Annotated in this window: 16 protein-coding genes; 13 read left to right on the top strand and 3 right to left on the bottom strand. The window is 64.3% G+C overall.

Annotated features, from left to right (window positions below; translation table 11 throughout):
- Positions 1-211: 211 nt before the first annotated feature.
- A complete protein-coding gene (locus QRN11_RS21885; protein WP_285314485.1) occupies positions 212-898 on the top strand; it encodes a hypothetical protein in 687 nt (228 codons plus the stop codon).
- Positions 899-947: 49 nt separating this feature from the next.
- Here the strand turns inward: QRN11_RS21885 and QRN11_RS21880 are convergent, their stop codons facing one another.
- A complete protein-coding gene (locus QRN11_RS21880; RefSeq protein ID WP_285314484.1) occupies positions 948-1,442 on the bottom strand; it encodes an FBP domain-containing protein in 495 nt (164 codons plus the stop codon).
- Between the two features lie 378 nt (positions 1,443-1,820).
- Between QRN11_RS21880 and QRN11_RS21875 the strand changes: the two genes are divergently transcribed.
- The 7 genes from QRN11_RS21875 (at position 1,821) to QRN11_RS21845 (ending at position 10,627) form a co-directional block, all read left to right on the top strand.
- Complete coding sequence (locus tag QRN11_RS21875) at positions 1,821-2,912, top strand: iron-siderophore ABC transporter substrate-binding protein (RefSeq protein ID WP_285314483.1); 1,092 nt, start codon at positions 1,821-1,823, stop codon at positions 2,910-2,912.
- Positions 2,913-2,922: 10 nt separating this feature from the next.
- A complete protein-coding gene (locus QRN11_RS21870) occupies positions 2,923-4,014 on the top strand; it encodes a FecCD family ABC transporter permease (RefSeq protein ID WP_285314482.1) in 1,092 nt (363 codons plus the stop codon).
- A gap of 65 nt (positions 4,015-4,079) precedes the next feature.
- Complete coding sequence (locus QRN11_RS21865; RefSeq protein ID WP_285314495.1) at positions 4,080-5,123, top strand: FecCD family ABC transporter permease; 1,044 nt, start codon at positions 4,080-4,082, stop codon at positions 5,121-5,123.
- A gap of 1 nt (position 5,124) precedes the next feature.
- Positions 5,125-5,940, top strand: coding sequence for an ABC transporter ATP-binding protein (locus tag QRN11_RS21860; RefSeq protein ID WP_285314481.1), 816 nt, complete (start codon positions 5,125-5,127; stop codon positions 5,938-5,940).
- Positions 5,937-6,977: a siderophore-interacting protein gene (locus QRN11_RS21855; RefSeq protein WP_285314480.1), complete on the top strand. Its 1,041-nt coding sequence runs from the start codon at positions 5,937-5,939 to the stop codon at positions 6,975-6,977. Before QRN11_RS21860 ends, QRN11_RS21855 begins: the two co-directional genes overlap by 4 nt.
- A gap of 411 nt (positions 6,978-7,388) precedes the next feature.
- Entirely contained in the window at positions 7,389-9,650 is a 2,262-nt protein-coding gene (locus QRN11_RS21850) for a CBM96 family carbohydrate-binding protein (protein WP_285314479.1), read from the top strand.
- Positions 9,651-9,781: 131 nt separating this feature from the next.
- Complete coding sequence (locus QRN11_RS21845) at positions 9,782-10,627, top strand: SGNH/GDSL hydrolase family protein (protein ID WP_285314478.1); 846 nt, start codon at positions 9,782-9,784, stop codon at positions 10,625-10,627.
- On the opposite strand, the gene QRN11_RS21840 is transcribed toward QRN11_RS21845, so the two are convergent.
- Entirely contained in the window at positions 10,624-10,911 is a 288-nt protein-coding gene (locus QRN11_RS21840; RefSeq protein ID WP_091424187.1) for a YciI family protein, read from the bottom strand. The two genes, QRN11_RS21845 and QRN11_RS21840, sit on opposite strands and share 4 nt — an antisense overlap.
- Before the next feature lie 63 nt (positions 10,912-10,974).
- Between QRN11_RS21840 and QRN11_RS21835 the strand changes: the two genes are divergently transcribed.
- The 5 genes from QRN11_RS21835 to rpsN all read left to right on the top strand — a co-directional run bounded on the left by QRN11_RS21835 (position 10,975) and on the right by rpsN (position 13,254).
- Positions 10,975-11,463 carry a MarR family winged helix-turn-helix transcriptional regulator gene (locus QRN11_RS21835; protein ID WP_091424190.1) on the top strand — a complete coding sequence of 163 codons (489 nt, stop codon included), beginning with the start codon at positions 10,975-10,977 and terminating at the stop codon, positions 11,461-11,463.
- A 63-nt stretch (positions 11,464-11,526) separates the two neighbouring features.
- Complete coding sequence (locus QRN11_RS21830) at positions 11,527-12,288, top strand: SGNH/GDSL hydrolase family protein (protein WP_142064814.1); 762 nt, start codon at positions 11,527-11,529, stop codon at positions 12,286-12,288.
- A 254-nt stretch (positions 12,289-12,542) separates the two neighbouring features.
- The gene (gene rpmB, locus QRN11_RS21825) at positions 12,543-12,779 is read left to right on the top strand and encodes a 50S ribosomal protein L28 (protein ID WP_003798559.1); all 237 of its coding nucleotides are present in this window, start codon (positions 12,543-12,545) and stop codon (positions 12,777-12,779) included.
- On the top strand, positions 12,779-12,946 hold the full coding sequence (gene rpmG, locus QRN11_RS21820; RefSeq protein ID WP_013602737.1) for a 50S ribosomal protein L33: 168 nt from the start codon (positions 12,779-12,781) through the stop codon (positions 12,944-12,946). Before rpmB ends, rpmG begins: the two co-directional genes overlap by 1 nt.
- Before the next feature lie 2 nt (positions 12,947-12,948).
- Positions 12,949-13,254 (top strand): 30S ribosomal protein S14, encoded by a 306-nt coding sequence (gene rpsN / locus QRN11_RS21815; RefSeq protein ID WP_009358853.1) that lies wholly within the window; start codon positions 12,949-12,951, stop codon positions 13,252-13,254.
- A 289-nt stretch (positions 13,255-13,543) separates the two neighbouring features.
- Here rpsN and QRN11_RS21810 read toward each other — a convergent pair.
- On the bottom strand, positions 13,544-13,765 hold a 222-nt coding region (locus tag QRN11_RS21810; protein ID WP_285314477.1), incomplete at its 5' end, for a hypothetical protein.

The raw sequence follows: 13,765 nt of genomic DNA, 5'->3' as shown, positions 1-13,765 counted from the left end.
CTCACAAATCGGGCCGGATGTGACTCCGCGTTCCCGCATATAACAAATTGATGGATTTATTGCCCCGGAGCTGTTGGGGAGCCCTGTCCTGGTGCCATGCTGGTCGGCATCAATCACTCGCCTTCATCCTCCTGACGGGTACTTGTGGAACGCTGGGTCCTGCATCTGACGCCCGTGGAGTGTGACGGCCTTCCCTTGAAAGGCATCACAAATGCGCCCAGCACATCGCGCCGCCACCCTCATGGCGCTCACTGCCGTTGCAGCCCTCACCCTCATGGGCTGCGCGGAGGGCCCTGCCGCGGACGGAAGTTCGTCCAGTGGCCCAGCCGCCCAAACGGCGGCCGCCGCAAGCCCGCTGGCATCAATCATTCCCGCCGCTACCTCTTCTCCCGTTCCCAAAGGGCCGGTGACCTTCACGTTCCCAGATGGCCGCCTGTCCTTTGCCCACCCGGAGGGGTGGCGTGTGGAGCATGAACAGGTTTCGGCGTCCCCTGCCGTGGAAACCGCGACTGTCTACGATGCCGGCGGCAAGGAACAGGTCGCCATCTATTACAGCGAAATCGGTGACGCCACGGCCGGCAATGTCTCCAGGTTCATCCTCGAGACGGACCCGGTTCCAGGATTGATCGGCGCTGCGGTTCCCACGCCCAGTTCGTCGTTCTTTGTCGACCACGCTTTTGGCACTGCTACCTACCACATGGGACTAACGCCGGGATCGCCGGTCTCGCCGGACGGGCAGGTGCAATACGGGCTCGTGATGCTCGGCGACCGCATTCTGACCGCAGACGTGCTTTTCGACGGTCGGCAGTTTGCGAACGACGAGGCGGCCAAGGAGTGGTACTGGGGTGATGAAGGCCGCTCCCTGAAAGCGTTGCTGATGAGCTTCACTTACCGCTGACCGCCGTGCAAGAGGAACCCTCCCCTGCGGGGGAGGGTTCCTCTTGCTGTTACTTGGCCTGCACCCGTGACAGGAACTGGGCAGTCCGGTCTTTCAGTCCGTCAATCTGGCGCAGGACGACGGCGGCCGGGTCCGGGTTGATCTCGTTGGCCGGCGGTTCCTTGCGGACGTTGCCGCAGCACAGGAAGTCGGCACAGATCAGTGTCCCGACGGTGTTGCCGTTGCGGCCGGACTGGCCGGCACGCCTGGCCACCCAGAGGAGTACGTCCTCCTTCGAGAAGACGTCCCGGCACAGTTCGCAGAGCACCGATCGTTTCTTTTTCGCGCCGCCCTCGGGGGCTCGGAGCATGATGCCCGTGGGGCCCAGCGCGCCGGGAACTACCAGGTACCCGCGGAGGGGCATCTTCTCGTCCCGCCACCCAAGGAAGTCGAGGTTGTTCCAGTCGAGCGAGTCAAAGTCCTTGGGCAAGGTGAGTTTCGCCGCCTCCGAGCGGCTGGCATTAACGAACGATGAGCGGATTTGCTGAGGCGTGATTGATTGCATGGCTGAGCTTTCGAAAGATAGGAGCCCCGGGATGCGGGGAATGAGGGTAAAGGGTCAGCAGGTCTTCGCGGAGCAGGCCAAAGCGGCCACCCCGCTTTCCATGGCAGCGATGGCCGGGCGGGCCGTCTGCATGCACATCGTTCCTGGTGTCCTATCTCGAAAGCCTCGGGCTTGGGTGCAGTGAGTCCGATGCACTGGCCGGTGCCCAAGCAACCGGCAGTGCCATCCTGCCAAAGGCTGCGCGCGGTGTCCAAGGAGCAGCCGGAGCAGGAAGTGTGTCCTTCCTCACGTCAGGGATTAAGTGATGTAAACGTTGCGTAATGGCCCAAAGGGTAGGCTAGCCTTACTTAAGTTCGCTTCAGCCACTTAAGGAGTTCAGTGACTTCCCCCCATTTCCCCGGGCCCAGCACCACGCGGCGCACGCTGTTCAAATCCGCCGGTAAGGCGACGGCCGTTCTGGCCGCAGCGGCGCTCACCCTCTCCGCCTGCTCCACAGGTCCTGCTAACTCCAGCGCGGATTCCACCGCCTCCAGCTCCAGCAGCGCGCAGTTCCCGGTCACTATCGAGCACGTCTACGGCAAAACGATCATCGAGAAGCAGCCCACGCGCGTAGCCACGGTCTCTTGGGTCAATGACGACGTCTCCATTGCCCTCGGCGTTGTTCCCGTGGGTGTCCCCAAAAACGAGTGGGGCGGCAACGGCCAGGGCTCTACCCCCTGGAAGGACGCTGCACTCGAGGAGCTGGGCGCCGGCTTCGGCTCCAGCAAGGCCCCGGTCCAGTACTCCGAAGCTGACGGGATCAACTTCACGGAGATCGCCAAGCTCGCGCCGGACGTGATCCTCGCCGCCTACTCCGGCCTTACCGAAGAGGATTACAAGAAGCTCAGCGAAATTGCCCCCGTGGTGGCCCACCCGGAGCTGGCATACGGAACCTCCTGGCAGGACGCCACCACCACCATCGGCAAAGCCCTCGGCAAGGATTCCGAGGCAGCCAAGCTCGTCTCCGACACCGAGGCCACCGTCAAGGAGGAAGCTGCCAAGTACCCGCAGATCGCCGGCAAGACGTTCATCTACGGCTACGCCCTTCCCTCGGATCCCAGCCAGACCGGTATCTACACGGCCAATGACAACCGGCCGAAATTCCTGTCCTCCATCGGAATGAAGCTCGCGCCGGTCGCCGAGCAGGCCTCTGCAGGCTCCAAGGAATTCTTTGTCCCCTGGTCTGCCGAGAAGGTTAACGAGCTGGAGTCGGACATCTTCCTAAGCTCCGTCGAGGAAGCCAGCGATGCGGACGCCATCAAGAACGATCCCCTGCTCGGCCAGATCCCGGCCGTCAAGAAGGGCGCCTTCGTTGCGGACGCGAACAAGAGCCTGGTCCTGGCAATCTCTGCGTCCTCCCCGTTGAGCCTGCCCTGGGCGCTGGACACGTTCCTGCCCGAGCTGGCCACGGCAGCGGACGCAGCGAAGTAGCAGCGGTTCCGTGACGCAAAGTACGACGACGCCGGCCCACCAGGCGCGGATTCCCGGCACCTCCGTGCCTGGAACCGGAGCGCGTGCCCTGTTCCGCGGCGGTGCTTCCAACGGGAAACGGACAGCCTGGCTGCTGGCCGCCGTCGTTGTACTCGCTCTGTTGGCCGGGGCCTCCCTGGCCATCGGGGCCCGCGGCCTGCCTTTGGAGACGGTATGGCAAGCCCTCGCCGCCTTTGATCCTGCCGACGGCGACCATGCGGTGGTGCACGCCCGCATCCCGCGGACAGTCCTCGGCCTGCTGGCCGGCGGAGCGCTGGGCCTGGCAGGGGCCGCCATGCAGGGTGTGGCACGCAACCCGCTCGCCGATCCCGGCATCATGGGTGTCAACGCGGGAGCCGCATTGGCGGTGGTGACAGGCATCTACGTCTTTGGCATCGGCTCACTGTCCGGGTACATCTGGTTCGCCTTCCTCGGCGGCGCCGCCGCCGCCGTCGTGGTTTACCTCATCGCTTCCCTGGGCAGGGACGGTGCCACCCCAGTGAAACTCGCCCTGGCAGGTGCGGCACTGAATGCGGGCGTGTATTCCCTGATGAACGTCATCCTGGTCTCCAGCCAGGACACCCTGGACCGCTTCCGCTTCTGGCAGGTGGGCGGCATCGCCGGGCGCGGCTGGTCCGTGCTGCTGTCCGGACTCCCGTTCCTGGCCGCCGGGGCAGTCATCGTGCTGCTGACCGGGCGGGTACTGAACAGCCTGGCCCTGGGTGATGACATTGCCCGCGGCCTCGGCCAGCGCGTGGGCCTCGTCCGCGCCATCACCGCCCTCGGGATCGTGCTGCTGTGCGGTTCGGCCACCGCCCTCGCCGGGCCCATCGCATTTCTCGGCCTGGTCATTCCGCATGCCGTCCGGTTCCTCACCGGCCCCGACTACCGCTGGATCCTGCCGTTCTCCATGGTTCTGGCTCCGGCGCTGCTCCTGGGTGGAGACATCATCGGCCGCGTGGTGCTGCTGCCCGGCGAAGTGCCGGCCGGGATCATGACCGCCCTGATCGGTGCGCCCGTGTTCGTTTGGCTCATCCGCCGCGGCAAGGGGGCGGGACTGTGACACTTACCAAATCCCCCGTTGACCTATCACTTAACGCTGCCAAAACAGGGCCAAAGGGACCAAAACTGATAGGGCAACGCCGGGCCGGGCGGCGCCTGAACCGGACCGCCATCCTCGCCGTCGCCGTTGTGGTCCTCCTCGCGATTACAGTCCTCCTGGGCAGCTACACCGTGACCATCCCGGACTTCTTCAAAATCCTTTTCGCGCACCTGACCGGCGGTGAGAAGATCCCCGGCGCCAGCTTCATCGTGATGGAGAACAAGCTGCCCCGTGCGGTGATCGGCACCATGATCGGCCTCGCGTTTGGCCTGGCCGGCGCCCTGTTCCAGACCATGCTCCGCAATCCGCTCGCCAGTCCGGACGTCATCGGCATCAGCTACGGCGCCAGCGCAGCAGCAGTGATGGTCATCGTGGTGTTCGGTGCTTCCGGTGCCGCCGTGTCCGGTGCTGCCCTCTCGGGCGCACTCGTCGTCGCGGCTATTATCTATGCCATCTCCAGCGGCGGCTTCCGCACAACCAGCCGCGGCGATGCTGCCGGAAACCGCCTCATCCTCGAAGGCGTGGGAATCGCGGCCGCACTGCAGGCCGTGGTCAACTTCCTGATGACCCGCGCCGATATCCGTACCGCCGCCGACGCCCTCGTCTGGCTCAACGGATCCCTCAACTCGGCCAACTGGGACCGCGCCGGCGTCCTGGCCGTGTCCCTCGTGGTCCTCATTCCTGCGGTTGCCGCCATTTCAGGCCCTCTGCGCATCCTGGAGTTAGGCCCCGACGCCGCCGCCGGCCTGGGCGTCAGGGTAGGTGCCACCCGGCTCGCGCTGGTGGTCATTGCGGTCGCGCTGGCGGCAGTGGCGACGGCGGCAGCCGGGCCGGTCTCGTTCGTCGCCTTCCTGTCCGGGCCCATCGCCCGGCGCTTCACCGGAAAAGCCAGCCTCCCGGCGTCGGCCCTGGTGGGAGCCCTCATTGTCCTCGCGGCCGATTACGCCGCCGCCAACCTCGCCCCCCTGCTGCTGGACGGCACCGTTTTGCCGGTCGGTGTGATCACCGGTGCGCTCGGTGCCCCGTTCCTGCTGTGGCTCCTGGTCACGGCCAACCGAAAGGACGCCTGACGTGGCTGTACTCAACGCCAAGGACCTGACGCTGAAATACGATCAGCGCTGCGTGGTGGACGGACTCAGTGCCGAAATCCCCGAAGGCAAGGTGACCATGATCGTGGGCGCCAACGCCTGCGGAAAGTCCACCCTGCTGCGCGGCCTGTCCCGGCTACTCAAACCGGCCTCCGGTGCTGTGACCCTGGACGGCAAGGACATCCACTCCCGCCCCGCCCGCGAACTGGCCCGCGTCCTCGGCCTGCTCCCGCAGCACCCCACCGCGCCGGACGGCATCAAAGTCCGCGACCTCGTGGGCCGCGGGCGGTACCCGCACCAAGGGCTCTTCCGCACCTGGAGCGAAAAGGACGACGCCGCCGTGCAGCGCGCGCTGGAAGCCACCGAAACGCTGGCCCTCGCCGAGCGGAACGTGGACGAACTCTCCGGCGGGCAGCGCCAGCGGGTGTGGATCGCCATGGCACTGGCCCAGGAAACGGAGGTGCTGCTCCTCGACGAGCCCACCACCTACCTCGACCTCGCGCACCAGGTGGAGGTCCTGGACCTTGTCACGGACCTGAACCGCCAGCGCGGCACCACCGTGGCCATCGTCCTGCACGATCTCAACCTGGCCGCCCGCTACGCGGACAACGTGATCGCCATGAAGGGCGGTGCGGTGGTGGCGGTCGGCGCACCAGGGGACGTGGTGACGGAAGACCTCGTCCGCAACGTCTTCAACCTGGAATCCCGCGTCATCCCGGACCCCGTGTCCGGAACCCCGCTGATCATTCCCATCGGCCGACACCACGTCCCTGCCAACGAACTGGAGCTCGTTTCATGAAGACCCGCGATATCGCCGCCACCGAGCCCATGACCCTGGCCTTCGATGTCACGGTCTCCTCCGTGCAGGAACTAAGCCCCAACTTCCGGCGGATCACCTTCGGCGGATACTCCCTGCGGGACTTCGGCGTCCACGGCGACACCCTTGACCTCCGGATCAAGCTGATGATCCCGTCGCTCGCTGCTGACGGCACACCGCTTCCCCTGCCGGTCTTTGAGATGGCCGAAGCGGGCTGGTACCGCGAATGGCTGGCTATGGATCCGGCAGTGCGCGGCTCCATGCGCACGTATACCGTCCGGCAGGCCCGCCTCGACGCCGTGTACCCCGAGATCGACGTGGACTTCGTGATGCACTTTGACGAGCACGGCAACGGGGGGCCCGCCGCAAACTGGGCCCTCAATGCCAAGCCCGGCGACGCCATCACCATCATCGGACCCAACAACCGTGCCGCACACTGCGTCACGGCCGAGATCTACTCCGGCATCGAATGGCGTCCCGGACTGGCGCAGCGCATCCTGCTCGCCGGCGACGAGACCGCCATCCCGGCAATCTCCGCGATCCTCGAAAGCCTGCCCGGATACATGACCGGCCACGCCTTCCTGGAAGTCCCCGAAGCCGGCGACTTCCTCGAACTGACCTCACCGGCCGACGTGGAAATCACCTGGCTCGCCCGCGGTGCCTCGATCGGACGGTCCCGCCCGCACGGCGAACTGCTCCAGGAGGCCGTGCGTAAGGCAGTGCCGGTGCCCGGCTGGGTTGGCATCAAAGCGGCCGACGGCGGCGCGGGGCCCGAGCCCGAGGACGTCAATGTGGACGAGGACATCCTCTGGGAGACCCCCGCACGGATGGAAACCGCCGAAATCCAAGCCACCAAAAACCCGGACATGCCCGCCGGTGCCATGCCCTTTTACGCCTGGATCGCCGGCGAAGCCGGGGTCATCAAGGACATGCGGCGGTACCTGGTCCGGGACGTCGGGGTCGACCGGAAGCAGGTTGCCTTCATGGGGTACTGGCGGCAGGGCAAAGCCGAGGGGTAGTTCTCGGCCGCCGGGAGGCACATCCTCTGCGTGCTCGCTCGTTCCTCGCTTAGACGCACGCTGCCGGACGTCCCTCCCGTCGCCCCCTGCCACGCCCGCTCACTTTTGACCGCTTGAAGGCAAGCGCCCGCTCACCTACTGCTTATCCCGGCGTCGTCCTTGCTGTTCTTTGCCCCGCTTGCCAAGGCACAGCCCGGGTGGAGTACGGCAGTAGGCCATCAGGAGCAAGCGGTTGCGGCACATCATCGGTGAGCAGCTGAGACCGGTACGCGGATACGGCCAACGCTTGCCGCCCTCGACGCCACTTAACACACATTTTCAAGAACCGCCAGTACTGGCAGATGTGGTGTCACAGGGTGTGACAAGAATATGATTCGGATATTCCAACCGGACCATTTAAGGTGTCACGCCATGAAATCCATTCTCCGGCCAGCCGTTTCCGTCCTGACACTTTTAGTTATGCTCGTTTCACTTGCCGTCGTGGGCAGCGTGGCGAACGCTGTTGGCGCGCTGACATTCGCGCCGACCGCCGACAGTTACGTTCAGGCGGACCGGCCAACAGAGAACTTCGGGACCAGCGTCCGATGGTCCACCGAGGGCCGGACAAGCATCTCGCGGAACAGTCTGCTGCGGTTCAACGTCCAGGTCCCCGCCGGGGAACACATCGTCTCGGCAAAGCTGCGGGCATACTCGGAGGCCGCAGCAACATCGACTGAGTTTGTGGACGTTTACACCACGAGCGGCACATGGACCGAAACGGGCGTCACCTGGAACAACGCGCCGGCGCGCGGGACCTGGCTGGGCAAGACCGGCGGGTTCGCCACGGGCGCCTGGGTGGAATGGGACGTCACCAAGGGCGTCACAGCGACCGGCGGTGAGCAGAACTTCAGGCTCGAATCCAGCGTGCAGAAGTGGCTGGGCTTCAAATCGAACCAGGTCTTGGACGCGGCACTCCGCCCAAAGCTGGTGGTCACTACCGCGGCTAACTCCGTGGCCCCAACCCCCACCCCCACCCCCACCCCCACGCCAACCCCCACCCCTACCCCAACGCCCGCGCCGACTGATCCAAGCGGGGTCCAGGCTGCCACCACGCAGAACTGGGGCGCACCGGTGGCCGGGGATGAGTTCAACTACACCGGGGCCCCGGACGCAACCAAATGGAGCGTGTACAACAGCGCCGGGCACGCCGGAAAAGGCATCCGCAGCCCGGGGCAGGTAAAAGTGGACGGCTCCAAAATGGTTATGAACGGAACACCTGACGGGACCACCGCCGGCATGTCGGCGAAGTTCGCCCGGCAGAAGTACGGGCGGTGGGAAGTCCGCGCCGCCGGGTCGGGCGACAATGAGTACCACATGGTCTCGATCCTGTGGCCGGACAGCGGGAACTGGCCCTGCGACGGCGAAGTGGATTTCGCTGAGACAACGGGCGACTGGAACATGATCAAGTTCTTCCAGCACTTCTCCTGCAGCAACTCCCAGACCAGGGCCAGCAAAACGCTGGACGTTTCCCAGTTCCACAACTACGCAGTGGACTGGTCTCCCGCCGGGATGGTCGGTTATGTGGATGGCGTGAAGTGGTTCGAGGACAACGATCCGACCCACCAGCCTCCAGGCAGCATGCATCAGACGCTGCAGCTGGATTGGTTCCCGGATTCCACTGCTGACGGTGCTGGGGAAATGCGCGTGGACTGGGTACGTGTTTACCGGGCAGCAGGCGGGACCAGCTCGACTCCGACCGCAAGCCCGAGCCCGACGCCGACCCCGACTCCCACCCCGACGCCTACCACTCCGCCGTCGGGTGATTCTTTCGAATTCGCCGCCGTCGGTGACATGAACCCTTCAGGAAATACGTCGGCGAGCTCGGCGTCCGGTAAAAACGCTGCCAGCATCATCGGCGGCCTGAATGACGGTTCGTTGGACAATTTCCTCGCTATCGGCGACTTCCAGTACGACAAGGGGACCTGCTCGTCGCTCGCGGCGTGGAACACGCTGTGGGGCGGGTTGAAGGCCAAGACATACTGGACCGCGGGCCCAAACCACGACCTGGAGCCGGGTGTGAATGATGACGTGGACCGGTTTATGGACGGCCAATGCGTCAACACAACGAAGTCCGCTACCAGCACCACTTTGGGCCGTTTCCAGGATGCGCTGGAGTGGTATTCATTCGATAAGGGCAACTGGCATATTCTGGTGGCGCCCACGGCGACGTGGCGGTACAACGCGTCCCGCGCGCAGGCCATGACCGCCGAAATGGACACTGACTTGAAGGCAGCAAAGGCGGCCGGGAAGCATCTGGCCGTCGTCTACCATGACCCCTATTTCACGTCCAACACATCGAGCCACACCCGCTTCACCCAGGCGAAGCCCTGGATCGACATGTTCTGGAACAACCGGGTGAAAGTCTTGCTGTCCGGCTCCCAGCACAACTATGAGCGGACCTGCCCGGTCAACAACGCGGACCAATGCGTACCGGACGGCATGCAGCAGTTCCAGGTCTCCACTGGCGGTATCGGTCTGCGCTCCTTCGCCAGCGACCCGGCCTACATCCAGCGGAAGTTCAGCGACACTTGGGGCCACCTAAGGATGAGCTTGAAAGCGGATGGCTCCTACACCTGGGAGTTCCGACCGGTCCACGGAGGTATGCAGACGGACAGCGGCTCCCGGACACCATGATGACGAGCCATTCCCGACGGCAGGGGTGACGGGTTCGAACCGAGCTGGCGCCGCCTAGAAGGCGGCGCCAGCTTTCCAACTGTTCATCCCGGCGTCGCCCTTGCTTTCCTTTGTGCAGTTAGGTTGGAGCGGTGGCGCGTGAATCCTTGCTTCCTGCATCCGGGCGGCGGGTGTTTGTAGCCCTGGGTGACTCCTTCACCGAAGGAGTGGGGGACCGGGATGAGCGGTTGCCCAATGGCGTCCGTGGCTGGGCCGACAGGGTGGCCGAGAAGCTTGCGAAAGCGCAGCCTGGGTGGCGGTACGCCAACCTGGCCATCAGGAGCAAGCGGCTGCGGCACGTCGTAGCCGAACAACTGGAGCCGGCGCTGCGGATGCGGCCCACTCTCGTCACGCTCTATGCCGGCGGCAACGACATCCTGGACCTGAAGACCGACATGGTGACGCTCACGGCGGACTACGAACAGCTTGTTGCCCAACTCGCCGGCACCGGCGCCACGGTGGTCCTCTTCACCGGATTCGACGTCAAGGTTTCAGCACTGCTCGAGCCGCTAAAGAAGCGCAACACGTTCTACAACAACCGCGTCCGGGCCATTGCAGAAAAATACAACGCAGTCCTCGTTGACTACTGGTGCCTTGACGCTTTCCACGATCGCCGGATGTGGGACTCGGATCGGCTGCACATGTCCAAAGCGGGGCATAAATACCTGGCCGGGCAGGTGCTGGACCAGCTGGGCGTGCCGCACAAGATCCGGCCCAAGGACTGGGAACCGCCGGCGCCGCTCAGCCTGCGGGAGTGGGAACTCCGCCAGCGGCGCTGGGTCCGCGACTGGGTCCTCCCGCTGTTCGGCCGGAAGTTGCGGGGCGTGACGCTCGGTGACGCCCTCACTCCGCGCTGGCCCGACCCCGTCAAGGTACCGCGCAAGGGTGGCCTGAAGAAACTGCTGCGGGAGCAGACAGGGGCCGGGCAGGAGATTTAGCTGTCCAGCAGGTTCTCAAAACCGGGAGCCACCCTGCCGGCGTGGAACTCCTCTACTTCGAAGTCAGCAACGCCGTTCGTGTAAAAGGGGTCCTGTGCCAGGCTGGCGTCAAGGGTTTCGCGGTCTGCCCGGGAGAGCAGCAAGCCGCCGGTGCGCGGGACTTTACGTCCGGCGGCGATGAACACGCCGTCGTCGAAGGCTTTCTGCAACCAGGCGATATGCGCATCGTTGTGGAAGTCCACGATGTCCTGCGGAACCCGGTAGGTCAGTGAGACAACATACATGCGCCCAGCCTACCGCCGCACCGGGGCTCTACTTGAAAGATCAACCCACCGTAGAATGGGCTCATGACCGAACCCCGCTGGCTCAATGCCGACGAACGCCGCGCCTGGCTGGCCCTGGTAAGCATCAACACGCTGCTGCCGGCGGCCCTCGATACGAAGCTCCACGCAGCGGGGAAACTGTCCCTTTTCGACTACACCGTCCTGGCTATGCTCTCGGAGGCGGAGGAGCGTTTCCTGCCGATGAGCGAACTCGCGGCCCGCAGCAGCGCTTCCCTGTCGAGGCTTTCGCATGTGGTGACCAAGTTGCAGAAGCGGGGGTGGGTGGAACGCCGGCCGCACCCGCATGATGCCCGCGTGACAACAGCGCACCTGACTGAGGAAGGCATGGCGACCATAGTGGGACTGGCGCCCGGACATGTTGAGACGGTGCGGGATCTGTTCCTTGACGCCCTCACCGAGCAGGACGTCCAGGATCTGGCGCGGATCGGCGAGAAGGTAGTGGGCCGGCTGGACTCGGACCACTGGATTTTGCGGGAGACCCCGGGCGCGTAGCCGGCCAAGCAGGGAACCGCAGGGAACTTGGTTGCCCCCAGCAACGGATGGCAAACTGGCGGGATGGATTTCACAACCCGCTTCGTGGCCCTTGGTGACTCCTTCACCGAAGGCGTGGGCGACGACGATCCCACCCGACCCAACGGGGTCCGTGGCTGGGCAGACCGCGTAGCTGAGCAACTGGGGGCCCCGGACCCGGGCTTCGGGTATGCCAACCTCGCCATCCGTGGCAGGAAGCTCCGTCAGATCCTGGCTGAGCAGGTGGACGCCGCCGTCGAGCTCAAGCCCACGCTGGTGAGCATTTACGCAGGTGCCAACGATATCCTCCGGCCCCGGATCGACATTGACGACCTCCTGGTGGAGTACGACGACGCCATCGCCAAACTGCGCGCCACCGGAGCCACGGTGCTGATGTTTACCGGCTTCGACGCCCGCGGCTCGAAGGTATTCAGCACCATGCGCGGGCGGACGGCCATCTACAACGAACTGGTCCGCGGCATCGCCGGAGACCATGGTGCCCTGCTGGTGGATTACTGGCGCTTCAGCGAGTACTACGACTGGGGCATGTGGGCGCAGGACCGCATGCACATGTCAGCGGCCGGGCACGCGAACATGGCCAAGCGTGTGTTGGACGTCCTGGAACACGACCACTCCATCGACGTCCCGCCGATGACCCCTGTTCCTGAGCTGAGTGGCCTGGACGCCATCCGCGCGAATGCCCGCTGGTTCCGCGAGTACGCCGGTCCTTGGGTTGTCCGCAGGGTCACCGGAAAGTCCTCCGGTGACGGCCTGCAGCCCAAGTATCCGCAGCTGACACGGCTCTAGCGGAAGCGGCCTCTTATACACCCTCAGGGGCCGGATTGGTCTTTAATTGCGTGAACTCGTAGACTTGGTAGGCGCTAAGTGCGCGGAGCGTGCGCAATTGCTCCGGTTGCCCGGTAAATTCTCCAGGGTGGCCGGTAGTTAGGGGCTCAAGTTGCGTGACTAACCGTTGCCCTTCTTCACTTTTGGGTCGCCCTTAGCAGCATGGTCCAGCAGCAGATATGCGGATCATTACTTTCAATTCTTGAGGAGAAGTCATGGCAGCACACTGCCAAGTGACCGGGGCCGAGCCGGGCTTTGGGCACAGCATTTCGCACTCGCACCGCCGCAACAAGCGTCGGTTCGATCCGAACATTCAGAAGAAGCGCTACTGGGTTCCGTCCCTGCGCCGTAATGTCACGCTGCAGGTATCTGCAAAGGGCATCAAGACCATCGACGTACGCGGCATCGACGTTGTCGTCGCCGACATTCTCGCTCGTGGGGTGAAGCTCTAGTGGCTAAGGACAAGGACGTACGTCCGATCATCAAGCTCAAGTCGACTGCGGGCACGGGTTACACCTACGTAACCCGCAAGAACCGTCGTAACGATCCGGACCGCATGGTTCTGAAGAAGTACGACCCCAAGATCCGCCAGCACGTCGAATTCCGAGAGGAGCGCTAAACATGGCTAAGAAGTCCAAGATTGCTCGCAACGAGCAGCGCAAGGTCATCGTTGAGCGTTACGCTGCAAAGCGCCTCGAGCTGAAGAAGACCCTGGTTGACGAAAACGCAACCGACGAAGCACGCGAAGCAGCCCGCCTGGGCCTGCAGAAGCTGCCCCGCAACGCGTCCCCGATCCGTCTGCGTAACCGCGACATCATCGACGGCCGCCCCCGCGGTACCTTCCAGAAGTTCGGTATCTCCCGTGTTCGCTTCCGCGACATGGCCCACAAGGGCGAACTCCCGGGCATCACCAAGTCTTCCTGGTAATCCAGCCCCGCTGATACCAGCTGCTTGAGAAGGGCCGGCAACCTCACGGTTGCCGGCCCTTTTGCCGTTTAAGCCGCTGGGTGTTGCGGCTTCCTGCGACGCCCGGTGATTGAGCCTGTCCCCGGTGACAGCCTGTCGAGATCAAGGTAGTGGTGCAGCACACAGAAAAGAAGTACGACGGCGGAATGGCTGCTGGAGTGCCGACATCCGCCTTTTGGCGCGGAATCCCGGGCCCTGGGACCCCTTCCGGAGGGGATTTGCGGGGTGGGGTGTGGGGGTGTATTGTTTTCTAAGTCGCCGCGGGGGAGACAGCGAAGAGCTGGTTACCGCGGGCGGCCAAAACCCCCAAACGAAGACCAAATCTGGCAGGGCCTTTGAGGACCGCAGAAGAGGTGGGGATGATCTTTCCGCCGATGAAAATCCTGAAACATGGATTTGCGTTGGGGTGGGGGATCGGGTAAGTTTGAAAAGTTGCTCCGGAGCGATCCATGACTGGTTGTTGTTGTGGTGG

The sequence above is a fragment of the Pseudarthrobacter sp. fls2-241-R2A-168 genome (assembly GCF_030209335.1).
Classification (GTDB): domain Bacteria; phylum Actinomycetota; class Actinomycetes; order Actinomycetales; family Micrococcaceae; genus Arthrobacter.
The sequence above is the reverse complement of the archived record's forward strand: the minus strand, read 5'-3'. Positions and strand labels throughout refer to the sequence as shown.

Excerpts from the sequence above, each read along its gene's own strand:
- rpsN (WP_009358853.1), top strand. The coding sequence starts at position 12,949 with ATGGCTAAGAAGTCCAAGATTGCTCGCAACGAGCAGCGCAAGGTCATC.
- QRN11_RS21850 (WP_285314479.1), top strand. The coding sequence starts at position 7,389 with ATGAAATCCATTCTCCGGCCAGCCGTTTCCGTCCTGACACTTTTAGTT.
- QRN11_RS21835 (WP_091424190.1), top strand. The coding sequence starts at position 10,975 with ATGACCGAACCCCGCTGGCTCAATGCCGACGAACGCCGCGCCTGGCTG.
- QRN11_RS21840 (WP_091424187.1), bottom strand. The coding sequence starts at position 10,911 with ATGTATGTTGTCTCACTGACCTACCGGGTTCCGCAGGACATCGTGGAC.
- QRN11_RS21855 (WP_285314480.1), top strand. The coding sequence starts at position 5,937 with ATGAAGACCCGCGATATCGCCGCCACCGAGCCCATGACCCTGGCCTTC.
- rpmB (WP_003798559.1), top strand. The coding sequence starts at position 12,543 with ATGGCAGCACACTGCCAAGTGACCGGGGCCGAGCCGGGCTTTGGGCAC.
- QRN11_RS21880 (WP_285314484.1), bottom strand. The coding sequence starts at position 1,442 with ATGCAATCAATCACGCCTCAGCAAATCCGCTCATCGTTCGTTAATGCC.
- QRN11_RS21885 (WP_285314485.1), top strand. The coding sequence starts at position 212 with ATGCGCCCAGCACATCGCGCCGCCACCCTCATGGCGCTCACTGCCGTT.
- QRN11_RS21830 (WP_142064814.1), top strand. The coding sequence starts at position 11,527 with ATGGATTTCACAACCCGCTTCGTGGCCCTTGGTGACTCCTTCACCGAA.